The organism is Streptomyces sp. NPDC002889 (genome assembly GCF_042888425.1).
GTDB lineage: Bacteria > Actinomycetota > Actinomycetes > Streptomycetales > Streptomycetaceae > Streptomyces.
The window spans coordinates 196757-220743 of record NZ_JBIAPT010000001.1 but is presented as its reverse complement, the minus strand read 5'-3'; the positions used below and the strand labels follow the sequence as shown (position 1 = coordinate 220743).

Sequence of the window (23987 nt, the reverse complement as noted above, 5' to 3'; positions counted from 1 at the left end):
AAAAGGCTGGACATTCTCCAGATCAAACGGGCATCCGCTCGATGACACGCCGCTTCGGCCCCTAGGATTCCCCCTAACACCTCACCGGTCTCATTGACAGGAACCCCATGAGCGACACTTCCTCCCCCTTCGGCTTCGAGCTCGTGCGGCGTGGTTACGACCGCGGTCAGGTGGATGACCGCATTACCAAACTCGTCGCCGACCGTGATAGTGCTCTGACCCGAATCACTTCTCTGGAAAAGCGCATCGAGGAGCTCCACCTCGAGACGCAGAACGCCCAGGCCCAGGTCAGCGACGCGGAGCCGTCGTACGCCGGTCTCGGTGCGCGCGTCGAGAAGATCCTCCGCCTCGCCGAGGAGGAGGCGAAGGACCTGCGCGAGGAGGCCCGCCGCGCGGCCGAGCAGCACCGTGAACTCGCCGAGTCCGCCGCCCAGCAGGTGCGCAACGACGCCGAGTCGTTCGCCACCGAGCGCAAGGCCAAGGCCGAGGACGAGGGCGTCCGTATCGTCGAGAAGGCGAAGGGCGACGCGCAGACGCTGCGCTCCGATGCGCAGAAGGACGCTCAGTCCAAGCGCGAGGAGGCGGACGCGCTCTTCGAGGAGACCCGCGCGAAGGCCGCCCAGGCCGCCGCCGACTTCGAGACCAACCTCGCCAAGCGCCGCGAGCAGTCCGAGCGTGACCTGGCGTCGCGTCAGGCCAAGGCCGAGAAGCGCCTGGCCGAGATCGAGCACCGGGCCGAGCAGCTGCGCCTGGAGGCCGAGAAGCTGCGTACGGACGCCGAGCGCCGTGCCCGCCAGACGGTGGAGACCGCTCAGCGCCAGGCCGAGGACATCGTGGCCGACGCCAACGCCAAGGCCGACCGGATCCGCAGCGAATCGGAGCGCGAGCTGGCGGCGCTCACCAACCGCCGCGACTCGATCAACGCCCAGCTGACCAACGTCCGCGAGATGCTGGCGACCCTGACCGGTGCGGCGGTCGCTGCGACCGGCAGCCCCGCCGACGACGAGCCGATCTCCCGCGGCGTCCCCGCGCAGCAGTCCCGCTGACGCTTCGTTCGTACGCGGGCGAGTGCCCGGCACCCCTGTGGTGCCGGGCACTCGTACGTCGGCGGCCGGTTGCGAAGTGGCCCTGTCCCGTTGGCCGAACCCGGTGGCGCGGGCCGGAACGCACCCTTAGCGTGAACACATGATCGAGCTCGAGGGTCTCACCAAACACTTCGGCAGCACCGTGGCTGTCGACCATCTCTCCTTCACGGTCCGGCCGGGCGTGGTGACCGGCTTTCTCGGGCCGAACGGGGCGGGCAAGTCGACGACGATGCGGATGATGCTCGATCTGGACAACCCCACCAGCGGGAAGGTCCGGATCGACGGCAAGCACTACCGGGACCTCGAGGAACCGCTGAAGTACATCGGCGCACTGCTGGACGCCAAGGCGGTGCACGGCGGCCGCAGCGCGTACAACAATCTGCTCTGTCTCGCCCAGGCGAACCGCATCCCGGCGGGCCGGGTCGCCGACGTCCTCGACATGGTCGGGCTTACGGCGGTGGCGAAGAAAAAGACCAAGGGTTTCTCGCTCGGTATGGGCCAGCGGCTGGGAATCGCCTCCGCCCTGCTCGGCGATCCGGAGATCCTGATGTTCGACGAGCCGGTCAACGGGCTGGACCCCGAGGGAATTCACTGGATCCGCAATCTGATGAAGACCCTGGCCTCCGAAGGACGGACGATCTTCGTCTCCTCGCATCTGATGAGTGAAATGGCGCTCACCGCCGATCACTTGATCGTGATCGGGCAGGGACGGCTACTGGCCGATACCTCCATGGCCGATTTCATCCACCAGAACTCGCGCAGTTATGTACGCCTCCGCTCACCGCAGCAGGAGCGGCTGCGCGATGTGCTGCACACTTCCGGCCTGATCGCCGTCGAGTCCGGAAACGGCACGCTGGAGATCGACGGCGCCACCACCGAGCAGCTGGGTGAGCTGGCCGCGGAGCACCGGATCGTGCTGCACGAGCTGAGCGCCCAACGCGCCTCGCTGGAAGAGGCATTCATGCAGATGACGGCAGGCGCGGTGGAGTACCACGCGCACTCCACCACCGGCCCCGCACCGCAGTGGGGCCCACGCGACAAGGGGGCCTGACCCATGGCATCCGTACCCGCGGTGCTCCAGTCGGAGTGGACCAAGATCCGTACGGTCTCGTCCACCACCTGGACCCTGATCAGCGCGCTGGCCGTGACGGTCGCGATGAGCGCCGCGCTGTGCGCGCTGATGAACGCGACGTTCAGCGATCTGCCGGAGGCCGAGCAGGTCACCTTCGACCCGACGTTCCTGAGCTTCTCCGGGATGATCCTGGGGCAGCTGGCGATGGTCGTCTTCGGCGTCCTGGTCATCGGCACCGAATACAGCTCCGGAATGATCCGTACCTCGCTGGCCGCTGTGCCGCAGCGCGCCACCTTCCTGTTCAGCAAGATCGCGGTGGCCGGGCTGCTGGCGCTGGCGGTCGGTATGGCGACGAGTTTCCTGACCTTCTTCATCGGCCAGGCCCTGCTGGGTGAGCACCGCACCACGCTCGCCGAGGACAACGTGCTGCGGGCGGTGATCGGCGGCGGCCTCTACATGGGCCTGATCGCGCTGTTCTCGATGGGCGTCGCGACGATGCTGCGCAGCTCGATGCTGTCGCTCGGCATCCTGATGCCGTTCTTCTTCCTGGTCTCGCAGATTCTCTCCGCGGTTCCGGGCGCGAAGGACGTCGCCCGCTACTTCCCGGACCAGGCCGGCTCGAAGATCATGCAGGTCGTCCCCGAAGCGATGAACAGCGAGGAGGCCCCGTACGGCCCGTGGGGCGGGCTGGGGATCATGCTGCTGTGGGTCGCGGCGTCGCTGCTGGGCGGCTACCTGGTGCTCAAGAAGCGGGACGCGTAGAGGGCACCGTCCCGGCCGGGGCGTCCCCGGCCGGCGACGTACCGCCGTCGCCGGTCGGCGGGTTGCCCTCGTCGGGCAACAGGTCGTCGAAGCCCGACCAACCGCGCCAGGCCCACACATCCTTGTCCAGATTCGGCTGCAGCGGCACGAAGCGGCCGATCTCGAAGTCGTCGCCCTCCAGGTCGAACCAGCGCTCGTCGACCACCTCGGTGCCCATCCCGACGGTCCGCGCGGTGAGCCGGACCAGCAGCTTGGCGCCTTGTGACCGGCTGAGGTCCTTGCCCTGGATCCGGGTGACCGGCAGCGCCGACACGGGGGCGTCGACCGGTATCCAGACCGTGAACGGCGCGCCGCGCTCCACCGCCAGCCACGAGCGCTCGTCGGCCGGCTCCCCCTTCTCGTCCAGCACCTTCAGCCACTTCTTGTAGATGACCAGGCTGCCGTCGTGCGGGGAGCGCTCCAGATAGCGCAGATGGACCCGGGCACGCAGATCGACCACGGAGAGGTTGTCGAGGTGATTGTAAAAACGCACCGCGATGATGCCGGCGTCGCTCTGCGCATGCAGCCGCGCATACCCGGGGAAGTCCGTGGACCAGGCGTGCGAGACGCTCGCCCGCTGCCGCCAGATGAAGGGCCGCAGGGCGAACATCTTGATCAGTACGATTCCCAGCACCACGGCGGGCGCGAGGGCGCCGGTGACCGACGCCAGCGTGGCCAGCAGCTGATGGGCCAGGCTGTCCTTCTCCGGACTCAGATTGTCCGTGCCGACGCAGGCTCGCAACGCTTCCAGAGTCAGGTTCATCAGCCCCTCGCCGTCCCGCAGCCGCTCCCCCATGCTGCGGCCGGACTCCTCGGTGAGCGTCCAGACGGTTGCGATCACCACGGCCAGGGCGGTCAGCGCGCCGAGCGTCATCAGGATGAGGGCGGAGACCGAGCGCGCGGCGATCCACCATCGCATGGATGTCCGATACCTGGGGTGCGGTCTGCGCCGCCCCAGCCACTTGGGCAACCGGCTCAACTGCCTTCTCCGCTCGGTTGGTTACTGTCCAGGGTTGATCTTCCTGCCCGGTGCGGCCAGGGGGCAACCCCTATCCGGCGGGGGTCCCGTACGCTCGGCGCGGGTAGACCTGCCGTGGAAGGCTCTGCCCGTTGCCGCGACCAACCCGAAGGGCGTCACCGTGAAGGACCGCAGCCTCGAAGCCCTGGGCCTGGACACCGTGCCGGCCAAGGAGCCGCTGACCTATCCGGGCCGGCCGACGCCCGAACCGTCCCTGCTGACCGGCGACCAGCTGCTGCAGCTGGACGTCCGGCCGCTGCGGCTCGGCGAGTGGTACGTGGAGGAGCAGGCCCAGCAGCGGCGGCTGGACGAGGCCCTCGCCGGGCTCGGCCAGGCCGGCACGGGCCACCGGCACCCGGTGATCGCGATCGGCTCCAATGCCTCTCCGGGGCAGGTCAGTCACAAGCTGAGCCGGCTCGGGCTCCCCGCGGCCGTTCCGATGGTCCCGGTGCGGGTGCGCGGGATCGGGGTCGGCTGCTCGGGCCACATCAGCCCGGCCGGCTACGTCGCGGGCACGCCGTTCGTCGACCCGGAGGCGGAGGCGGTCCTGGTCGTCACATGGCTGGACTCGGCGCAGCTCAAGGCCGTGGACGCCACAGAGTTCCCGGACTACCGGCGGGCGATTCTGCCCGGCGACACCTTCCCCATGACCATGCCGTCCGGCGAGCGGCTGAGCGGTGCGTACATCTACTTCAGCGCGCACGGCGTCCTGTCCGGGCCCGGTGGCACCCCCCGCCCCGGCGGCGGTGACCAGGCGGAGCTGCTCACGGGTCTGCTCGCGGAGTCCGCCCGGCTGCGCGAGCTGCTGGGGCCGGATCCGGCGGCGTGGGTGCACAGGGCGGGCGCGGACCGGTCGGTGAGGGAGCAGGGAACGCGGATCTTCGGTGAGGAGGGCTGGGTGCTGCCGCAGACCGACTTCCTGCCGTACGTCGACGATTCGGCCGAGCTGAGGCTGTACGACGACCTGCCGCCGCTGGGCGGCTTCCTGGAATCGTAGCCAGAGCGTTATGCCTTGCCCGGAACCGTCAAGCCCTGGTTATCCTCCTAACTCTTACGGGGGCGTACGGCTGCACGGCCTGGGCCCCGACGACCCGAAAGTCGATGGGGCTGGAGAATGATCGAGGCAATCGGCCTGACGAAGCGCTATGGCGCCAAGACAGCCGTGTACAACCTTTCCTTCCAGGTGCGGCCCGGTGCCGTCACCGGATTCCTCGGGCCCAACGGCGCCGGCAAGTCCACCACCATGCGCATGATCCTCGGCCTCGACCGGCCGACCGAGGGGCAGGTGACCATCGGCGGGCGGCCCTTCCGGCAGCTGCCGAACGCTCCACGCCAGGTCGGTGCGCTGCTCGACGCCAAGGCGGTGCACGGCGGGCGCAGTGCCCGCAGCCATCTGCTCTCCCTCGCCCAGCTGTCGGGCATCCCGGCCCGCCGCGTCGACGAGGTGCTCGGTGTCGTCGGTCTGCAGGATGTGGCCAAGAGGCGCTCCAAGGGCTTCTCGCTCGGCATGGGGCAGCGGCTCGGTATCGCCGCCGCACTCCTCGGCGACCCGCAGGTGCTGCTGTTCGACGAGCCGGTCAACGGCCTCGACCCCGAGGGCATCCTCTGGGTGCGCAATCTGATGAAGCAGCTGGCCGCCGAGGGCCGTACGGTGTTCGTCTCCTCGCACCTGATGAGCGAGATGGCGCTCACGGCCGACCACTTGATCGTGATCGGCCGCGGGCAGCTCATGGCCGACATGAGCGTCAAGGACTTCATCTCGCACAACTCCGCGGACTTCGCCCGGGTGCGTACGCCGCAGACCGATCCGCAGGCACGCGAGAAGCTCTCGGCGGCGCTGACCGAGGCCGGCGGGCAGGTCATGCCCGAGCCGGACGGGGCGCTGCGGGTGACCGGGCTGGCGCTGCCGCGCATCAGCGATCTGGCGCACGAGGCGGATGTGCGGGTGTGGGAGCTGTCGCCGCACCAGGCCTCGCTCGAGGAGGCGTACATGCGGATGACGCAGGGCGCCGTCGACTACCGCTCGACCGCGGATCAGAAGTCGGGCCTGATGCAGCAGCAGCCGATGGGTTACCACCTCCCGCCGCAGCAGCAGATCCCCGAGGTGCCGCAGCACGGCTTCTACGCCCCGCCGCCGCCTCAGCCCGGCCAGAACCCGTATGCGGCCGTCGCGCCCGGTGCACCGGCCCCGGCTGTCGCTCCGCCCACCGCTCCCCCGGCCGCTGCTGCCGCCCCCGCCGACCTGACCAAGCCCGAGGACGCCCGATGACCACCCCCTACCAGCAGCCGGGCTATCAGCAGCCGGGCGCGCCCGTCGCCGCGTACGCCTCCCCGATCCCGCTGCGCAACGCCCACCTCGGCGACGCCCTCGCCTCCGAGTGGACCAAGATCCGCTCGGTGCGCTCGACGATGTGGACGCTCGGCGTCATGATCGCGCTGATGCTCTCCATCGGTCTCGGTGTCGCGGCGCTCGTGGCGGGCCAGGACGTCCGGATGGAGGGCGAGCCCGCGCTCGGCCTCGGCTTCTTCGGCGTGCTGCTCGGCTCGATCTGTGTGATGACGCTGGGCGTGCTCACCATCGCGTCCGAATACGGCACCGGCATGATCCGTACGACCCTGACCGCCTGCCCCAGCCGGGGCCGGGTGCTGGCCGCCAAGTCGATCGTCTTCTTCCTGCTGGTCTTCACCCTCACGACCGTGATCGCCGCGCTCGTCGCCGCGTTCCAGACGTCGATGGTGGACGCGGCGGAGGCGACCACCGACCAGTGGCTGCGCGCCACGGTCGGCGTCGGCCTCTACGTCGCGACGCTCGGCCTGCTGTCGCTGGCCGTCGGCGCGATGATCCGGCACTCGGCCGGCGCAATCACGATCATGATCGGCGTCATGCTGCTGCCGCTGGTGGCGGCGATGTTCATGTTCTCGGAGTCACTCGAGAAGGTGCAGAAGTTCCTTCTGGAGTACGCGATCCCGAGCCAGCTGATCGGCATCTACGGCCAGACCACCGAAGCCGGCTCGGGTCCGATCGGCTGGGAACCCGTGTGGATCATCTTCGGCGTGACGGCGGTCGCGATGGCCGGCGCCTTCGCCTCGCTCAGCTCCCGGGACGTCTGACCCCCGGGACGGCCCTTTCAGTACTTCGGCGCATTACGGGACCGCTGCACCCTCGAGGTGCGGCGGTCCTTCGCGTTCCAGCACGCCTTGTGCCAGTGCCTGCGGTCCTCGACGCCACCGTGCTCGGGCCAGGCCACCACATGCGGCATCCCCGAGGGGATCTCCTGGTCGCAGCCGGGGCAGCGGTACCGCTTGCCGACGGCACGTGCGCCGGCGACATGGCGCACCGACCACTCCTCGCCCTGCCAGGACTCAGCTGCGCCGAAGCCGCCGTACCGCTCTCCCGGCTCGCCTGAGCTCTCGGTGGGTCGGTCGCCGCCACGGGGGCGGTTGCGGCGCGGGGACACGTGACACCTCACGGGGCAAGTCCGGACAGTTCCCTTCCAGCGTAAGGGCGGCAGTCCTGGGTACTCGCCCGCTCGGGGTGAGACGGTGCCCGCCCAGGGGGGCAGTTACCGGACAATCGCAACAACTTCACGTTCGGCCGTGCCTTTGGCACGTGTCAGGCGTTGTTGCCAGTGGGGGAGTGACGCGTCGGCCGCAAGGAGGCAAAAGGCGATGCGCGTTGGAACGTTCGTACTGGCGGCCCAGTTCCCGGGCCAGGGGCAGGGGGAGGCGTTGCACCGCGCGGTGCGGACCGCCGAGGTCGCGGAGGAATCCGGGCTGGATTCCGTATGGCTGGCGGAACACCACTTCGTCCCGTACGGCGTGTGCCCGTCGGCCGTGACTCTTGCGGCGCTGCTGCTCGGCCGCACCAGGCGGATCCGCGTCGGCACGGCCGTGAGTGTCCTGCCGAGCGTGCATCCGGTGGCGCTCGGCGAGCAGTCCGCACTGCTGCATCTCACCTCGGGAGGGCGGTTCACGCTCGGAGTCGGCCGCGGCGGACCCTGGGTCGATCTGGAGGTGTTCGGCTCCGGCCTCGCGGCGTACGAGTCAGGCTTCCCCGAATCCCTGGATCTGCTGCTGCGCTGGCTGCGCGAGCCCGAAGTCGCCGCCCAGGGCGAGCGGTTCAGCTTCCGCGAGGTGCCGGTCGTGCCACGGCCCGACGAGCTGTTCGACGGCCCGCCGCACGGACCCGAGGTCATCGTCGCCTGCACGTCCCCGAAGAGCGTGCGGCTCGCCGCCGAGCGCGGGCTGCCGATGCTCCTCGGGATGCACTGCGGCGATACGGACAAGGCGGACATGGTCGCATTGTGGCGCAGGCACGCGCTGGCCGCGGGCCGCTCGCCCGAGGAGGTCGCGGCTGCGGGCCATGTGTCGGCCGGCGTGGTCCAGATCGCCGACCACAGCCGCGAGGCCACCGAGACCCTGGTGAAGGCGATGCCCGGCTGGCTGAAACAGGGCCTGGACGCCCATGTGACGATCGACGGCCGGCACCGCGCGATGCGCGACCCCGTGGCGTACACGGAACTGCTGTGCGCACTGCACCCCGTGGGTCCGCCGCGGCTGGCGGCCGACCGTCTCGCAGCGACTGCCGAGCGCACCGGGATCACCCGCTTCGCACTGCTCGCCGAGGGCTCGGGCGATCTCGCCGCCACCGAGGAGAACGTACGGCGGCTGGGTGCCGAGGTGCTGTCCCTGCTCGGCTGAGGGCACACTGCGACGGCTCGTCCAGTTCGTACGGGAGGTGCTGCCGCTCCGTCACCAATTGCACCTCCCATGATGGGGAGCGGCAGCAGAAGACTTCAGCAGTCGCGCAGTTCGGGCGACTGATTGAGCAGCTGGCCCCGTATGGAGGTGAAGCGGGCGAGCCGCTCGTCGACCGAGGGGTCCAGCGGGAACACCGCGACGCGGTGGCAGTTCTGGAATGCCAGACGCACTCCGAAGTGCCGTTGCAGCGCGCCGCGAATCGCGTCACTCGCGAGCGCGCGCAGCAGCTGACCACGTGCCTGCTCGTCCGGCGGAGGCGTCTGGTTGTCGGCGAAGTCCCCGCCGTCCACCTTCAGCTGAGCCACCAGCGAACTGATCATCTCCCATGCGTAGGGCAGGGAGGTCCGGACGCAGTCGACGAATGCTGCTTCGTCGACCTCGCCTCGCTCGGCCTGTTCCAACAGCGCCGGTGAGACGTCGAGCGACATGGGTTCTCCTCTCGCGGCCCCGAAAATACGGGGCCTTACGGGCAGGGAAGGAGGAAGCGGACGTACGCCGGCATACCAACGGCGCACGAACACGCAGAGTGCACGTGCTGCGACCTCCCGCTTCCACGGTAAGTGCGCTGTCCGGACCGCACCAGGAGATTGGGACCACAACCGGCCAAATAACGAAGGGGACAAGAAGGGCGACCCGTCGGGACTCGCACAACGGTGGCAGCGGGCGACGGGCGGGAGAATCGCGCGCGAGGGCGTACGTCGAGTAGCGTTGCCGACCATGCGCCTCGTCATCGCCCGCTGCTCCGTGGACTACGCGGGCCGGCTCACCGCCCATCTGCCCTCCGCCCCCCGGCTGATCCTGGTCAAGGCCGACGGCAGCGTCTCCATCCACGCCGACGACCGGGCGTACAAACCACTGAACTGGATGTCGCCGCCGTGCACGCTGAAGGAGGGCGACGACAGCGTGTGGACCGTGGTGAACAAAGCAGGCGAGAAACTGATCATCACCATGGAGGAAATCCTCCATGACTCGTCGCATGAACTCGGTGTGGACCCCGGCCTCATCAAGGACGGCGTGGAAGCACACCTCCAGGAGCTTCTCGCCGACCGGATCGAGACACTCGGCGACGGCTACAGCCTGATCCGGCGCGAATACCCCACGGCCATCGGCCCGGTGGACATCCTGTGCCGGGACGCCGACGGTGCGACGGTGGCGGTGGAGATCAAGCGACGCGGCGAGATCGACGGCGTGGAGCAGCTCACGCGTTATCTGGAGCTGCTCAACCGCGACCCGCATCTGGCCCCGGTGAAGGGCCTGTTCGCGGCGCAGGAGATCAAGCCGCAGGCACGGGTGCTGGCGACGGACCGCGGGATCGGCTGTGTGGTGCTCGACTACAACGCACTGCGCGGCATCGAGGACGACAAGCTCCGGCTCTTCTGACTTCTCTCAGCTGTGAACAGGTACGGCCCCGGGCGGCAGCGCCCGGGGCCGTACCTGTGGTGCGCGGTGCCGCGCGGTGGGCTCAGATCACCGGTGAGGAGGACGCGGAGCCGTCCGACGAGGCGGGGGCGCTGCTCGTGATCGAGCTGGCGCCGCTGGGTGACGGCGACGCGGGTGGCGTCGTCGGAGTCTGCGAAGGCGTGCTCTGGGACGGCGTCGGAGTCGGAGTGGGCGGCCTCGACGACGGCGGCCGCGGAGTGCTCGTCGGCGGCTTGTGGGACGACGGCTTGCTGCCCGGCTTCGATGAGCTCGGCGACGGCTCGTCCCCCGGCGCCGAGGGGTCGCCCGCCGGCATGCTCGGACTCGGCGTGGCGGAGTCCGACGGCTTGGCGCTCTTCACCTCGTCGGCCTTGCCCTCGTCGTCCGCCGGGTCGACGGCCGGATCCGAGGAGTCCCAGCCGTCGGTGGTGTCGTTCTCGTTCACGGACTGGCCGGTCCCGACGTCGTCGCCCGGCACGTCCTTGTCGCCGGAGAGCGAGCCGAGGGTGACCACCGTGCCCAGGACCGCGGCGAGGAGCGCGCCCGCGCTCACGGCAACAAGGTTGCGGCGGGCGCCGAAGAGGATCGCGCGGGGCCCGGTGGGCAGCTCGGTGTCCTCGGCCGTGTCGCGACGCGTCACGATCGTCGCCGTCTCGTCCGTGGACCTGACCCGGGGCTGCGACGGCGTCACGCCCGCCTCCAGGGCGGCAAGGGCGCGGGCCGCCGGTATGCCGCGGGGCGGTGAGGCCGGTCCCTCGGACCGTGCCGGCGCTGCCGGGGCCTCGCCCTGTGCGCTGCGGCCGGCCGTCCCGGGTCCTGTCTCACGGTCCGCGACCAGGGCCAGCGCCCGGCGTCCCGCGACGGTGCCGCTCTTGTCGGCCAGCGCGCCGCGCAGGGCGATGGAGGCCTCCAGCTCGGCCCTGGCCCGGTCCAGACTTCCGGTGCACAGCGCGAGCACGCCCAACTCGTGGTGGAAGTACGCCTCTTCGGACACCTCGCCCGCTATTCGGGCGGCTTCGGAGCCGGCTCTCAGGGTCCGCTCCCAGGCTCCCCAGTGCTGCCCCGTGGCGAATGCGGGCGCGGCGCTGCGGGCGAGCAGCACGGCTGCGCCGGTGTGTCCGGGCTCGCTCCCCGGCACCAGAGTGCCGAGGGCGGCAAGGATGGCGTCCGCCTCGGCGACGGCGCGCTCGGGCGTGACCGAAGGATGCCCGGCCCACCAGGCGTAGTGCTGGGCCGCGTTGTGCGCCTTGGCGACCGCGTCCTCCCCGTAGCCCTTCTCGGTGAGCTGCGCGAGGACACCGGCGGCCAGCCGGTAGCGCGTGCCGACCGGGGTGAGCAGTCCGCAGCTCATCAGCTCGCCGACCGCGGCGTCGGCGTGGGTGTCGCCGATGAGTGCCGGCAGATGCGCCTGGTTCGGCACCTCGCCGCCCAGCGCGACGGCGAAGCGCAGGGTCTGGCGGGCGGACTCGCCGAGCCGGGAGGCGAGGAGCGAGGCGGGTGCGGCCCCTTCTCCCAGCGTGGGCAGGGGTACGTCGTTGCCCTGGGCGGCGGCGAAGGGCGCGAACTCCTCGAACGCCTCGGAGTCGGCGCGCAGGCTGTCGCACTGCCGCAGCAGCGCGCCCGCCTGGACGAAGCGCAGGGGCAGGCCCTCGGACTCGAACCACAGGTCGCCGGCCCAGTTCTGCTCATCCTCACTGAGCGGCCGGTCAACGGTGCGCTCCAGCAGTTCCAGGGCGGCGGACCGGCCGAGACCGCTGAGGAAGACCTCTTCGAGGTGGGAGTCGGGGGTCGGCGAGGGGACGTCGGGGCTCGCCGCGACCAGGAAGGCGCACTCGGGTGCGGCGTCCAGCAGCTCGTCGAGCGAGGCGCCACCGAACTCGAGGTCGTCGAGGATGACGATCGCGCCGATCTCGCGGACGAACCCGGCGAACGCCTCGGGGGCCGGGCGGTGCCGGGGCGCGGCGTAGACGAGGGCGAACAGTTCCTGGAGCAGTTCGGCGGGCGTGCGGTGACAGCCGCTGAGCCGTATGACGCCGTCGGGTGCGAAGCCCCCGCACCGCTCGGCGACGGCGTCGAGGAGGGTGCTGCGGCCGGAGCCCGCGGGGCCGGTGAGCCGGACGGAACGGCCCCGGCCCAGCAGCCGTACCAGCCGCTCGCGCTCCTCGTCCCGCTCCAGCAGCGGCAGCCGCGGCGAGGCGGGCCCCGGCGGCACGGGCGGCTGCGCGGCACGCTGCAGTTCGGCGCGCTCGACGGCGGTGTGCCTCACGGGCCGGCCGGGCTGCTGCCCGGGCGGGCAGGGCTCGATCTCGCTGCCGTCGACCGGGTTGACGGTGAGCAGGAAGTCGCCCGCCACGAGCTGAACCGTGCGGGCGAGCGCCGGTACCGGTGCGCGGTCCGGCGTGATGGCATCACGCGGCGGGCGCGCCGGTCCGATGCCGTCGCCGAAGCTGTCGTTGTCCATGCTCAAAGCCCCCAGATGCGGTTCGCTCTAGCCTCGCTCCGCCAAGATCGAGGAATCCTGGTGCCGGAGCCGCGTGCGGATGCCCTCCCGGCCTTGGTGCACGCCCGCTGTCGCTTCGGTCCGGTGCCCACCTGACGGGTCCGTCGAAAGGGCAGGCGATCGAACCCTAGACGTTCGCACGGCATCGCGAAACCGGCGGGGTACCACCCGGTCCCGGACGTGATGCTCTCGTGAGGATTGCGACCTCGGACCGTTCAGACCCGAGGGAGTGATTCGGCCGCGATGCCGCCTTCGATGGCCAGGATCCGGTGGAGCCGGGTGGCCACCAGCAGGCGCTGCATCTGCGGCGGTACGCCGCGCAGCACGAGCCGTCGGCCGCACCGGCCGGCCCGCCGGTGCGCACCCATGATGACCCCGAGCCCGGTGGCGTCCCAGGAGTCGAGATGCGTCAGGTCGAGGATCAGGTCGCCGGCACCGTCGTCGACGGCCGAGTGCAGCACCGTACGGGCGTCCGCCGCGCTGCGGACGTCGAGGCGGCCCCCGACGACCAGCTCGGTGTGGTCGCCCCTGATGTGCATATGCGCTCCCCGAGAGTGCTCTGTGACGTCACGTCTTTCTTTGCAACCACTGACTGCCGTACTGCGCAAGCGGTTGCTGCTTGTAAGCGAACCGATACCGAATTCACCCCCCGGGGTGATGGCGGATCAGTGCTTGTAGAAGCCCTGCCCGCTCTTGCGGCCGATGTCACCGGCATCCACCATCCGGCGCATCAGCTCCGGCGGGGCGAACTTCTCGTCCTGGGACTCGGTGTAGATGTTGCTGGTGGCGTTCACCAGGATGTCGACGCCGGTCAGATCCGCGGTGGCGAGCGGGCCCATCGCGTGACCGAAGCCCAGCTTGCAGGCGATGTCGATGTCCTCGGCGGTGGCAACGCCCGATTCGTACAGCTTGGCCGCCTCGACGACCAGCGCCGAGATGAGACGGGTGGTGACGAAGCCGGCGACGTCGCGGTTGACGACGATGCAGGTCTTGCCGACCGACTCGGCGAACTCACGTGCGGTGGCGAGGGTTTCGTCGCTGGTCTTGTAGCCGCGCACCAGCTCGCACAGCTGCATCATCGGGACGGGCGAGAAGAAATGCGTACCGACGACGCGATCCGGACGCTCCGTCACGGCCGCGATCTTGGTGATCGGGATGGCGGAGGTGTTCGAGGCGAGGACGGCGTCGTCCCGGACGATCCTGTCGAGAGCGCGGAAGATCTCGTGCTTGATCTCGAGCTTCTCGAAGACCGCCTCGACGACGATGTCCGCGTCGGCGACGGCGTCCAGGTCGGTCGTGGCGGTGATGCGCGCCAACGCCGCGTCGGCGTCGGCCGCTTCGAGCTTGCCCTTGGCCACGAACCTGTCGTACGAGGCCTTGATGCCGTCCCGGCCGCGGGTCAGAGCCGCGTCGGTGACATCCCGCAGGACGACGTCCCAGCCCGCCTGGGCCGAGACCTGCGCGATGCCGGACCCCATGAGTCCGGCCCCGATGACGGCGAGCTTCCTGGCCACTGCGGCACTCCTTAACAGCTTTTTACATGTGCGCTCTCTGGCGGAGATTAGCGCCCGTGAGGTGCCCTGTGGCGGTGAAGAGATGCGCGTCACGTCTCGAATGACGGACATCACACCGGCAGGGGCGATTCCCCGCCCGGAGCGGCGGGTTTCGCGCCGCGGGCGGTGACGGTGGGCACAGGTGGCTTCCACCGGGCCGGAGGCTAACTACGCTGGCCACATGGTCAATCTGACGCGCATCTACACCCGTACCGGCGACCAGGGCACCACCGCTCTCGGCGACATGAGCCGCACCCCGAAGACCGATCTGCGGATCTCCGCGTACGCCGACGCCAACGAGGCCAATGCCGTCATCGGCACGGCCATCGCACTGGGACAGCTCGACCCGGATGTCGTGAAAGTCCTCGTCCGTGTGCAGAACGACCTGTTCGACGTGGGCGCCGACCTCTCCACTCCCGTGGTCGAGGACCCCGCGTACCCGCCGCTGCGGGTCGAGCAGTCGTACATCGACAAGCTGGAGGCCGACTGCGACCACTTCCTGGAGGATCTCGAGAAGCTGCGCTCCTTCATTCTTCCCGGCGGCACCCCGGGGGCGGCACTGCTGCACCAGGCCTGCACGGTGGTGCGGCGGGCGGAGCGTTCGACGTGGGCGGCGCTGGAGACGCACGGCGAGACGATGAACGCGCTGACGGCGACGTATCTCAACCGGCTCTCCGACCTCCTGTTCATTCTGGCGCGTACGGCCAACAAGGAGGTCGGGGACGTGCTGTGGGTGCCGGGCGGGGAACGCTAGCCCCTAGCGCCCGACCCGCACCGGCTCACGCTCCCGCTTCCGCTCCTTCACCGGGGGCTTCTTGGCCCAGATCACGTAGGTGAGCGCGACCAGGCCGTGGATGCCGGCGGCCCGCCACGAGGCGTACATCCAGCTCTGCAGCGAACCGCTGCGGCCGGCGTCGTCCACGTACCAGACAGCCGCCTGCAGCAGCACGGTGGCGACGACGGCGGCCACCAGCGTGCCGAGCCAGACGCGGCCCTCGTGGCGTGCCCGGGCCATGCCGTAGCGCGGTGGCGGCACGGGTGCGGGGGCGCCGCCGAGCCGGTGGGCGGCGTGGCCGTCCAGCCACTTGATCGTGCGGTGGCCGTGGCCGACGGTGTAGCCGATGTAGAGAGCGGCCAGGCCGTGCTTCCAGCTGGGCTCGGCGCCGTTCTTGAGGTCGATCGCGGTCACCACCAGCAGCACGACCTCGAGCAGCGGTTCCAGCAGCAGCACGGCCGCGCCCAGCCTGCGCATCTTCGCCAGGTACCGCAGCGCCAGCCCCGCGGCCAGCAGCACCCAGAAACCGACCTCGCAGACGACGATCAGCGTGACGATCACGGCACTCTCCCTTCGTTCCCGTCCAGACTTCCGGCCGCCGGAGCACGATTCGTCGTCGTCAGTGACGAAGTGGCACTGCATCCTTCGATGTAGCGGCGCATCCGTCCCCGCGAGGACGCAGCCCGGGGCTCTGTCCGTGTTTGATGGAGGGGTGACCTTCCCCCGCCCGCACCGCGACGACGTCTTCTTCGCGGTCGCCGGTCTGCTCGTCGGCCTGCTGCTGTGGTCCCTCGGGCTGCACAGCCAGGGCGACCGGGCCCCGCTGCCCGCGTGGACGGCGCTGGTACCGCTGACGGTGACGGCCGCGCTGGAGCTCGTGCGCCGGACCATGCCCCGTACGGCGCTGGCCGTCGGCACGGTCGCGGTCGTCGCGGACCAGTTCACCCCGGGCAACATCGCGACGGTCGTGATGTTCGCGGACCTCGTCTACGCGGCCGTGGTGTACGGGACCCCGGCCTCCGCCCGCCGTATCCCGGTGACGACCGGCATGATCACCATCGGGGTCACGATCGGCTTCCTGGCCTGGCTGCGGGACCCGGTGGCACTGCTCATCGGCGTGATCACGGCACTGGTCTCGTTCTTCCCGGCGATCAGCGGCGTGATCGTCCGCAACCATCGTGAGGCCGCGGACTCGGCCCGTCTGCGCGCCGAGCAGACCGCGCTGCTCGCGGAGATGGACCGGACCCAGGCGGTGGTGGCCGAGCGTGCCCGGATGGCCCGTGAGCTGCACGACATGGTGGCCAACCATCTCTCGGCGATCGCGATCCACTCCACGGCCGCGCTCTCGCTGGACGACGCGGCGACCACCCGGCAGGCGCTGGGGGTGATCCGGGAGAACAGCGTCGAGGGTCTTGCGGAGATGCGCCGGCTGATCGGGCTGCTGCGGGACAGCAGCGGTGACGCCGAACCGGCCGCGGCTCCCACGCTGGACGGCCTCGAAGCGCTGGTGGCACAGGCGAGGAGCAACGGGAGGTCGAGCGGACTGACGTTCACACTCGACGACCGCAGGGACGGCGGCGGGCGGCTGCCAGCGCCGGTCGAGCTCGCTGCGTACCGGATCGTCCAGGAGTCCTTGACCAATGCGATCAAGCATGCGGACGCGGGTGAGGTGCGTGTCGGCGTGTCCGGTGTGACGGGTGAGCCGCTGGTCGTGACGGTGACCAGCCCGTTCGGGCGGCGGCCGGGGCCGAGGGCCCCGGGCTCCGGTTCGGGCCTGGTCGGGATGCAGGAGCGGGTGGTCCTGCTGGACGGGACGTTCGAGGCGGGTCCGGCCGCCGGCCCGCCCGGGGGACCGCAGAAGATCTGGCGCGTCCGGGCGGTGCTGCCCGCGCTCAACGACAAGGAGCCATCGGCATGACCTCTCCCACGACCCCGGCGCACGAGCCCGGCACGCGCGGTATCCGGGTGCTGGTGGCCGAGGACCAGAGCGCCGTGCGCGCGGGTCTGGTCCTCATTCTGCGCAGCGCACCGGAGATCGAGGTGGTCGGTGAGGCCGGGGACGGCGAGGAGGCGGTACGGCTGGCCCGTGAGCTCCGCCCCGATCTGGTGCTGATGGATGTGCAGATGCCCAAGCTGGACGGGGTCTCGGCGACCCGGCAGGTCGTCGCCGAGAAGCTGGCGGATGTGCTGGTCCTGACGACGTTCGATCTGGACGAGTACGTCTTCGGGGCGCTGCGCGCCGGGGCCGCCGGCTTCTTGCTCAAGAACACCGAGGCGAGGGATCTGCTGGAGGCGGTGCGTACGGTGGCGCGCGGCGAAGGTCTGATCGCGCCGGCGGTGACGCGCCGGCTGATCGCGGAGTTCGCCGCCCCGGCGCCCGTGCGGTCGGCCGACGCCCCTGATCCGGCGATCCTCGACGTACTGACCCGGCGGGAGCGCGAGGTGCTCTCGTGTCTGGGCGAGGGGCTGTCGAATGCCGAGATCGCGGGCCGTCTGTCGATGGCGGAGGCCACGGTGAAGACGCACGTCAGCAGGCTGCTGGGGAAACTGGGGCTGCGCAGCCGGGTTCAAGCGGCCGTCCTGGCCCAGGAGTTGGGGATCTGACACCGGCCCCTCGCACACTCCCGCTTTGGTCTGGACCTATTGACGATTGGTCCAGACCTTCCTACTCTCACCGCACGGCACACTGCGGTGAGCCCCGCCGAGTGCCCGCACGGACCGACCCCTCCGATTGTCCGTCCGCCAACTCGAGGAGCACCCTTGAGCACTCCGACCCCTGCCGCCGGACGCAGATTCCGGTTCAGATCCAGAGCCACGGCGGGACTGACCGCCCTGCTGCTCCCCCTCGCCGCGCTGGTCGGCCTCGCCACGCCCGCCGAGGCAGCGACCGCCGCGACCGCCACGTACACCAAGGTGTCCGACTGGGGCACCGGCTTCGAGGGCAAGTGGACGGTGAAGAACACCGGCACCACCTCGATCGCGTCCTGGACCGTCGAGTGGGACTTCCCCTCCGGCACATCCGTCACCTCGGCCTGGGACGCCGACGTCACGGGCTCCGGAACCCACTGGACCGCCAAGAACAAGAGCTGGAACGGCACTCTCGCCCCTGGCGCCTCCGTCTCCTTCGGCTTCAACGGCGCAGGGCCCGGCTCCCCGGGCAACTGCAGGATCAACGGCGGCTCGTGCGACGGCGGCTCCGTACCCGGCGACAATCCGCCCTCCGCTCCCGGCACCCCGTCCGCGAGCAACATCACCAACACCGCGGTGACGCTGAGCTGGACCGCGGCCACCGACGACAAGGGCATCAAGAACTACGACATCCTGCGCGACGGCACCAAGGTCGCCACGGTCACCGGGCTCACGTACACCAGCACCGGACTGACGGCGGGCACGGACTACTCGTACACGGTCCAGGCGCGTGACACCGCCGACCAGACGGGCCCGGTCAGCGGAGCCCGCGCCGTACGCACCACCGGCGGCGGCACCGACCCGGGCCCCGGGCCCGGCGGCAAGGTCAAGCTGGGCTACTTCACCGAGTGGGGCGTCTACCAGCGCAACTACCACGTGAAGAACCTGGTGACCTCCGGATCGGCGTCGAAGATCACACACATCAACTACGCCTTCGGCAATGTCTCCGGCGGCCGCTGCACCATCGGTGACGCCTACGCCGACTACGACAAGGCGTACACGGCCGACCAGTCCGTCGACGGCGTCGCCGACACCTGGGACCAGCCGCTGCGCGGCAACTTCAACCAGCTGCGCAAGCTGAAGGCCAAGTACCCGCACATCAAGGTGCTGTGGTCGTTCGGCGGCTGGACCTGGTCCGGCGGGTTCGGCCAGGCGGCCGCCAATCCTGCCGCCTTCGCCCAGTCCTGCTACGACCTGGTCGAGGACCCGCGCTGGGCCGATGTCTTCGACGGCATCGACCTGGACTGGGAGTACCCGAACGCCTGCGGTCTGTCCTGCGACACCAGCGGCCCCGCCGCGTTCAAGAACATGATGCAGGCCATGCGCGCCAAGTTCGGTACCAACAACCTGGTCACCGCGGCCGTCACGGCCGACGCCTCGTCCGGCGGCAAGATCGACGCCGCCGACTACGGGGGCGCCGCCAGTTACGTCAACTGGTACAACGTGATGACGTACGACTTCTTCGGCGCCTGGGCGGCCCAGGGCCCCACGGCCCCGCACTCCCCTCTCACCTCGTACGCGGGTATCCCCCAGGCGGGCTTCAACTCCGCCGAGGCGATCACCAAGTTCAAGGCGAAAGGCGTGCCCTCGTCCAAGCTGCTGCTCGGCATCGGCTTCTACGGACGCGGCTGGACCGGCGTGACCCAGGCAGCCCCGGGCGGTACGGCGACGGGACCGGCTCCCGGCACGTACGAACAGGGCATCGAGGACTACAAGGTCCTCAAGAACACCTGCCCGTCCACCGGGACGATCGCCGGCACGGCGTACGCCAAATGCGGAAGCAACTGGTGGAGCTACGACACCCCCGCCACCGTCACCTCGAAGATGAGCTGGGCGAACGGCCAGGGCCTGGGAGGCGCGTTCTTCTGGGAGTTCAGCGGTGACACCACGAACGGAGAGCTGGTGAGCGCGATCAACAGCGGGCTCGGCTGAGCCCGCCGCCCACCCAGCACCGAGGGCCGTCGGCAGCCACGCTGCTGACGGCCCTTCACGTACGGTGGTACCGTCCGGATCGTGGCTGGATTACACGGGGGAACGGGCCGGCTGCTCGCGATCAGCGACCTGCATACGGCCCATCCGGACAATCGCGCGATCGTCGAAGGCCTGCATCCCCGGTCCCCTGCGGACTGGCTGCTCGTGGCCGGTGATGTCGGAGAAATCGTCGCCGACGTCGAATGGACCCTGTCCCTGCTCGCCGAACGGTTCGACACCGTGGTGTGGACGCCCGGCAACCACGAGCTGTGGACGCCGCGCGCCGATCCGGTCCAGCTGCGCGGCCAGGCACGGTACGAGCACCTGGTGGCGATCTGCCGCCGGCTCGGAGTGCTGACCCCGGAGGATCCGTACCCCGTGTGGCACGGCGCGGGCGGCCCCGTCGTGGTCGCCCCGCTCTTCGTCCTCTACGACTACACCTTCCACGCGCCAGGCACCGCGACCAAGGAGGAGTCGCTGGCGGCCGCGTACAGCAAGGGGGTGGTGTGCTCCGACGAATTCCTGCTGCACCCGGACCCGTATCCGAGCCGTGACGCCTGGTGCCGTGCCCGGGTGGAGATCACCGAACAGCGGCTCGCGGCCTGCGATCCGACGCTGCCGACCGTCCTGGTCAATCACTTCCCGCTGACGCGACACCCCACCGAGGTACTGCGTTATCCGGAGTTCGCCCAGTGGTGCGGCACCGAGCGCACCGCGGACTGGCACCGCAGATTCCGTGCGCACACCGTCGTCTACGGGCATCTGCACATTCCACGGACCCTGTGGGCCGACGGGGTGCGGTTCGAAGAGGTGTCGGTGGGCTATCCGCGGGAGTGGGAGAACCGGCCGGCGTCCCTGCGCGCGCCCCGGGTCATCCTGCCCGCGCCCGACCAGGCACGGTCCGGGCGCTAGGCGACATTCACCCTCTGGCCGGGCGGTGCCGCCTCCAGCCAGGCGAGGAAGCCGGTCAGCGCGTCCTCGCTCATCGCCAGTTCCAGGTAGGTGCCGCGATGCCGGCAGCCGAGTACGACCGCGTCGGACAGGAGCGCGAGCTCCTCCTCGCCCTCGGGCGTACGGCGCGCGAGCACCTCGATCGCCGAGCGCTCGAGAACCCGGCGGGGGCGCAGGGCGTACGAGAAGACCCGAAACCACTCGATCCGGTCACCGCTGTACCGGGCGACTCCATAGACCCAGCCCTTGCCGGAGAGGTCGGTCTTCTCCGGGACGTTCCAGCGCAGGCTGCAGTCGAAGGTGCCACCGGAGCGCTGGATGAGCCGCCGGCGCAGCCCGAAGGCGAACAACCCGATCACTACCAGTGCGACGACCAGGCAGCTCACAAGCAGAGCGAGGACCATCTCCACCGACCTCCTCGCATCGTCCCGTAACCGAATATCACGTGCACCTGCATCGCCTCAGCCGCGGCACGGGTCTGGAGTGGCTCCGGCCCGGCCGCGGCTGAGGGAAAAACTGTCGGCGGGGTGACTAGTGCACCGCCACCGCACGCAGCCGGACATCGGCGCGACGCTCGGCGGCGCCGTCCGCGTCGGACTTGGCGCGCTCCAGCGCACGCTCGGCGCGCTTGACATCGATCTCGTCCGCCAGCTCGGCGATCTCCGCCAGCAGCGACAGCTTGTTGTCCGCGAACGAGATGAAACCGCCGTGCACCGCGGCGACGACGGTCCCGCCCCCGCTCTCGGAGGTCGTACGGATGGTCACCGGGCCCGACTCCAGCACACCGAGCAGCGGCTGGTGACCGGGCATGACGCCGATGTCGCCGGACGTGGTACGCGCGACGACCAGGGTGGCCTCGCCGGACCAGACCTGTCGGTCGGCAGCGACCAGCTCGACGTGCAGCTCAGCAGCCAAGGGTGGCTCCTCGGGTCACCACCCGGCGGTTGTGCCGGGTGTTGGGTCAATTCTAAGGGGCGTGGAGAAGGGGGCGGGACGCACCCGCCCCCTTCAATGAGTCACGGGACTCAGGAGACGCCGAGCTCCTTGGCGTTCTTCTTGAGGTCCTCAAGACCACCGCACATGAAGAACGCCTGCTCCGGGAAGTGGTCGTACTCACCGTCGCAGATCGCGTTGAACGCGGCGATCGACTCGTCCAGCGGCACGTCCGAACCGTCCACACCGGTGAACTGCTTCGCCGCGTGGGTGTTCTGGGACAGGAAGCGCTCGACACGACGGGCACGGTGGACAACAAGCTTGTCCTCCTCGCCCAGCTCGTCGATACCGAGGATCGCGATGATGTCCTGGAGGTCCTTGTACTTCTGCAGGATCCCCTTGACGCGCATCGCGGCCTCGTAGTGGTCCTGCGCGATGTAGCGCGGGTCCAGGATGCGGGACGTGGAGTCCAGCGGGTCCACCGCGGGGTAGATGCCCTTCTCGGAGATCGGACGGGACAGAACCGTCGTCGCGTCGAGGTGGGCGAACGTGGTGGCCGGCGCCGGGTCGGTCAGGTCGTCCGCGGGGACGTAGATCGCCTGCATCGAGGTGATCGAGTGTCCACGGGTCGAGGTGATGCGCTCCTGCAGCAGACCCATCTCGTCCGCCAGGTTCGGCTGGTAACCCACCGCGGACGGCATACGGCCGAGCAGGGTGGACACCTCGGAACCGGCCTGGGTGAACCGGAAGATGTTGTCGATGAAGAAGAGCACGTCCTGCTTCTGCACATCGCGGAAGTACTCCGCCATGGTCAGACCGGCCAGGGCGACGCGCAGACGGGTGCCCGGGGGCTCGTCCATCTGGCCGAAGACCAGAGCGGTCTTGTCCAGAACGCCGGACTCTTCCATCTCCGCGATGAGGTCGTTGCCCTCACGCGTACGCTCACCGACACCCGCGAAGACGGAAACGCCCTCGTGGAGGTTGGCGACACGCATGATCATTTCCTGGATCAGAACGGTCTTGCCGACACCGGCACCACCGAACAGACCGATCTTTCCACCCTTGACGTACGGGGTGAGAAGGTCGACGACCTTCAGGCCGGTCTCGAACATCTCGGTCTTGGACTCGAGCTGGTCGAAGGCCGGGGCCTTGCGGTGGATCGGCCAGCGCTCGCCGACGTTGGCGTTCTCCTCGGGGTGGTTCAGCACCTCACCGAGGGTGTTGAACACCTTGCCCTTGGTGAAGTCGCCGACCGGGACGCTGATGCCCGCGCCCGTGTCGGTCACCGTGGCCTGGCGGACCAGACCGTCGGTGGGCTGCATCGAGATGGTGCGGACGATGCCGTCACCGAGGTGCTGGGAAACCTCGAGCGTCAGCGTCTTCTTGGCGCCGTCCAGGGCCGGGTCGGCGACCTCGACGTGCAGCGCGTTGTAGATCTCCGGCATCGCGTCGACGGGGAACTCCACGTCGACGACCGGGCCGATGACCCGGGCGACGCGGCCCGTGGCGGCGGCCGTCTCAACAGTGGTCGTCATTACTTGTCACTCCCCGCGGTCGCGTCGGCCAAGGCGCTGGAGCCACCGACGATCTCGCTGATTTCCTGGGTGATTTCGGCCTGGCGGGCCGCGTTGGCAAGTCGGGAGAGCGTGTTGATCAGCTCGCCCGCGTTGTCGGTCGCCGACTTCATCGCCCGACGGCGGGCCGCGTGCTCGGAAGCGGCGGCCTGCAGCAGTGCGTTGTAGACACGGCTCTCGACGTAGCGCGGCAGCAGGGCGTCGAGGACGTCCTCCGCCGACGGCTCGAAGTCGAACAGCGGAAGGATCTCGCCCTTCGCGCTGCTCTCCTCCGCGGCCTTTTCAAGGCTGAGCGGCAGCATCCGGTTGTCGACGGGGTTCTGCGTCATCATCGACACGAACTCCGTGAACACGATGTGCAGCTCGTCGACGCCGCCCTGCTCGGTGTCCAGCTGGACAGCCTCGATGAGCGGGGCGGCCACCTTCTTGGCGTCCGCGTACTCCGGGCTGTCCGTGAACCCGGTCCACGACTCCGTGACCTTGCGCTCACGGAAGCCGTAGTAGGCGACACCCTTGCGGCCGACGATGTACGAGTCGACTTCCTTGCCCTCGCCACGGAGCCGCTCGATGAGCCGGTCGGCCGCCTTGATGGCGTTGGAGGAGTAGCCGCCGGCCAGACCGCGGTCGCTCGTGATGAGCAGAACCGCGGCACGGGTCGGGGCTTCCGCCTCCGTGGTGAGGGGGTGCTTCGTGTTCGATCCGGTCGCCACCGCAGTGACCGCGCGGGTGAGCTCGGTCGCGTACGGAGTCGAGGCCGCCACCTTGCGCTGCGCCTTGACGATGCGCGAGGCGGCGATCATCTCCATCGCCTTGGTGATCTTCTTCGTCGCGGTGACGGACCGGATGCGACGCTTGTAGACCCGGAGCTGCGCTCCCATGAGTCAGG

The 23987-nt window shown here is 69.8% G+C and carries 24 protein-coding genes; 13 read left to right on the top strand and 11 right to left on the bottom strand.

The features are described 5' to 3' along the window. The first annotated feature begins 107 nt into the window (after positions 1-107). From ACFYWI_RS01025 to ACFYWI_RS01015, 3 genes are all read left to right on the top strand, one after another. The gene (locus ACFYWI_RS01025; RefSeq protein ID WP_389223488.1) at positions 108-1046 is read left to right on the top strand and encodes a cellulose-binding protein; all 939 of its coding nucleotides are present in this window, start codon (positions 108-110) and stop codon (positions 1044-1046) included. Positions 1047-1185: 139 nt separating this feature from the next. Beyond that, positions 1186-2136 (top strand): ABC transporter ATP-binding protein, encoded by a 951-nt coding sequence (locus ACFYWI_RS01020; protein WP_389223485.1) that lies wholly within the window; start codon positions 1186-1188, stop codon positions 2134-2136. 3 nt (positions 2137-2139) lie between these two features. Further along, complete coding sequence (locus ACFYWI_RS01015; protein ID WP_389223482.1) at positions 2140-2919, top strand: ABC transporter permease; 780 nt, start codon at positions 2140-2142, stop codon at positions 2917-2919. Here the strand turns inward: ACFYWI_RS01015 and ACFYWI_RS01010 are convergent. Continuing rightward, a complete protein-coding gene (locus ACFYWI_RS01010; RefSeq protein WP_389223479.1) occupies positions 2900-3877 on the bottom strand; it encodes a hypothetical protein in 978 nt (325 codons plus the stop codon). The two genes, ACFYWI_RS01015 and ACFYWI_RS01010, sit on opposite strands and share 20 nt — an antisense overlap. Positions 3878-4097: 220 nt before the next feature. On the opposite strand from ACFYWI_RS01010, the gene ACFYWI_RS01005 reads away from it, so the two are divergent. From ACFYWI_RS01005 to ACFYWI_RS00995, 3 genes are all read left to right on the top strand, one after another. After that, positions 4098-4973: a hypothetical protein gene (locus ACFYWI_RS01005; RefSeq protein ID WP_389223476.1), complete on the top strand. Its 876-nt coding sequence runs from the start codon at positions 4098-4100 to the stop codon at positions 4971-4973. 117 nt (positions 4974-5090) lie between these two features. Then, entirely contained in the window at positions 5091-6245 is a 1155-nt protein-coding gene (locus ACFYWI_RS01000; RefSeq protein ID WP_389223473.1) for an ABC transporter ATP-binding protein, read from the top strand. Beyond that, the gene (locus tag ACFYWI_RS00995; protein WP_389223470.1) at positions 6242-7087 is read left to right on the top strand and encodes an ABC transporter permease subunit; all 846 of its coding nucleotides are present in this window, start codon (positions 6242-6244) and stop codon (positions 7085-7087) included. Before ACFYWI_RS01000 ends, ACFYWI_RS00995 begins: the two co-directional genes overlap by 4 nt. Before the next feature lie 17 nt (positions 7088-7104). On the opposite strand, the gene ACFYWI_RS00990 is transcribed toward ACFYWI_RS00995, so the two are convergent. Continuing rightward, entirely contained in the window at positions 7105-7434 is a 330-nt protein-coding gene (locus ACFYWI_RS00990) for an ATP/GTP-binding protein (RefSeq protein WP_389223467.1), read from the bottom strand. A gap of 211 nt (positions 7435-7645) precedes the next feature. On the opposite strand from ACFYWI_RS00990, the gene ACFYWI_RS00985 reads away from it, so the two are divergent. Continuing rightward, positions 7646-8677, top strand: a complete 1032-nt coding sequence (locus ACFYWI_RS00985; protein ID WP_389223464.1) for an LLM class flavin-dependent oxidoreductase — start codon at positions 7646-7648, stop codon at positions 8675-8677. 95 nt (positions 8678-8772) lie between these two features. Here ACFYWI_RS00985 and ACFYWI_RS00980 read toward each other — a convergent pair whose 3' ends face one another. Continuing rightward, positions 8773-9165, bottom strand: a complete 393-nt coding sequence (locus ACFYWI_RS00980; protein ID WP_389223461.1) for an SCO5389 family protein — start codon at positions 9163-9165, stop codon at positions 8773-8775. A 289-nt stretch (positions 9166-9454) separates the two neighbouring features. Here ACFYWI_RS00980 and nucS point away from each other — a divergent pair, with 289 nt between their 5' ends. Beyond that, positions 9455-10117: an endonuclease NucS gene (gene nucS, locus ACFYWI_RS00975; protein ID WP_389223458.1), complete on the top strand. Its 663-nt coding sequence runs from the start codon at positions 9455-9457 to the stop codon at positions 10115-10117. Between the two features lie 82 nt (positions 10118-10199). Here nucS and ACFYWI_RS00970 read toward each other — a convergent pair whose 3' ends face one another. The 3 genes from ACFYWI_RS00970 to ACFYWI_RS00960 form a co-directional block, all read right to left on the bottom strand. Further along, positions 10200-12617 (bottom strand): ATP-binding protein, encoded by a 2418-nt coding sequence (locus tag ACFYWI_RS00970; RefSeq protein WP_389223456.1) that lies wholly within the window; start codon positions 12615-12617, stop codon positions 10200-10202. A 254-nt stretch (positions 12618-12871) separates the two neighbouring features. Next, positions 12872-13195: an STAS domain-containing protein gene (locus ACFYWI_RS00965; RefSeq protein WP_389223453.1), complete on the bottom strand. Its 324-nt coding sequence runs from the start codon at positions 13193-13195 to the stop codon at positions 12872-12874. Between the two features lie 126 nt (positions 13196-13321). Beyond that, on the bottom strand, positions 13322-14170 hold the full coding sequence (locus ACFYWI_RS00960; protein ID WP_389223450.1) for a 3-hydroxyacyl-CoA dehydrogenase family protein: 849 nt from the start codon (positions 14168-14170) through the stop codon (positions 13322-13324). A 220-nt stretch (positions 14171-14390) separates the two neighbouring features. On the opposite strand from ACFYWI_RS00960, the gene ACFYWI_RS00955 reads away from it, so the two are divergent. Continuing rightward, positions 14391-14963, top strand: coding sequence for a cob(I)yrinic acid a,c-diamide adenosyltransferase (locus tag ACFYWI_RS00955; RefSeq protein ID WP_389223447.1), 573 nt, complete (start codon positions 14391-14393; stop codon positions 14961-14963). 3 nt (positions 14964-14966) lie between these two features. Here the strand turns inward: ACFYWI_RS00955 and ACFYWI_RS00950 are convergent, their stop codons facing one another. Further along, positions 14967-15545 (bottom strand): hypothetical protein, encoded by a 579-nt coding sequence (locus ACFYWI_RS00950; protein ID WP_389223444.1) that lies wholly within the window; start codon positions 15543-15545, stop codon positions 14967-14969. A 151-nt stretch (positions 15546-15696) separates the two neighbouring features. Here ACFYWI_RS00950 and ACFYWI_RS00945 point away from each other — a divergent pair, with 151 nt between their 5' ends. From ACFYWI_RS00945 to ACFYWI_RS00930, 4 genes are all read left to right on the top strand, one after another. Next, positions 15697-16902, top strand: coding sequence for a sensor histidine kinase (locus ACFYWI_RS00945; RefSeq protein WP_389223441.1), 1206 nt, complete (start codon positions 15697-15699; stop codon positions 16900-16902). Then, the gene (locus ACFYWI_RS00940; protein ID WP_389223438.1) at positions 16899-17588 is read left to right on the top strand and encodes a response regulator; all 690 of its coding nucleotides are present in this window, start codon (positions 16899-16901) and stop codon (positions 17586-17588) included. The genes ACFYWI_RS00945 and ACFYWI_RS00940 overlap by 4 nt, the downstream gene beginning before the upstream one ends. A gap of 156 nt (positions 17589-17744) precedes the next feature. Beyond that, positions 17745-19604 (top strand): glycosyl hydrolase family 18 protein, encoded by a 1860-nt coding sequence (locus ACFYWI_RS00935; protein WP_389223435.1) that lies wholly within the window; start codon positions 17745-17747, stop codon positions 19602-19604. Positions 19605-19682: 78 nt separating this feature from the next. Further along, positions 19683-20555, top strand: a complete 873-nt coding sequence (locus ACFYWI_RS00930; protein WP_389224412.1) for a metallophosphoesterase family protein — start codon at positions 19683-19685, stop codon at positions 20553-20555. On the opposite strand, the gene ACFYWI_RS00925 is transcribed toward ACFYWI_RS00930, so the two are convergent. The 4 genes from ACFYWI_RS00925 to ACFYWI_RS00910 all read right to left on the bottom strand — a co-directional run bounded on the left by ACFYWI_RS00925 (position 20552) and on the right by ACFYWI_RS00910 (position 23979). After that, positions 20552-20998, bottom strand: a complete 447-nt coding sequence (locus ACFYWI_RS00925) for a DUF2550 domain-containing protein (protein WP_389223432.1) — start codon at positions 20996-20998, stop codon at positions 20552-20554. The genes ACFYWI_RS00930 and ACFYWI_RS00925 overlap by 4 nt on opposite strands. Positions 20999-21125: 127 nt before the next feature. Continuing rightward, on the bottom strand, positions 21126-21509 hold the full coding sequence (locus ACFYWI_RS00920; protein WP_389223425.1) for a F0F1 ATP synthase subunit epsilon: 384 nt from the start codon (positions 21507-21509) through the stop codon (positions 21126-21128). Between the two features lie 110 nt (positions 21510-21619). Then, the gene (gene atpD, locus ACFYWI_RS00915; protein WP_389223422.1) at positions 21620-23062 is read right to left on the bottom strand and encodes a F0F1 ATP synthase subunit beta; all 1443 of its coding nucleotides are present in this window, start codon (positions 23060-23062) and stop codon (positions 21620-21622) included. Next, positions 23062-23979, bottom strand: a complete 918-nt coding sequence (locus tag ACFYWI_RS00910; RefSeq protein WP_389223420.1) for a F0F1 ATP synthase subunit gamma — start codon at positions 23977-23979, stop codon at positions 23062-23064. Before ACFYWI_RS00910 ends, atpD begins: the two co-directional genes overlap by 1 nt. Between the last annotated feature and the right edge of the window lie 8 nt (positions 23980-23987).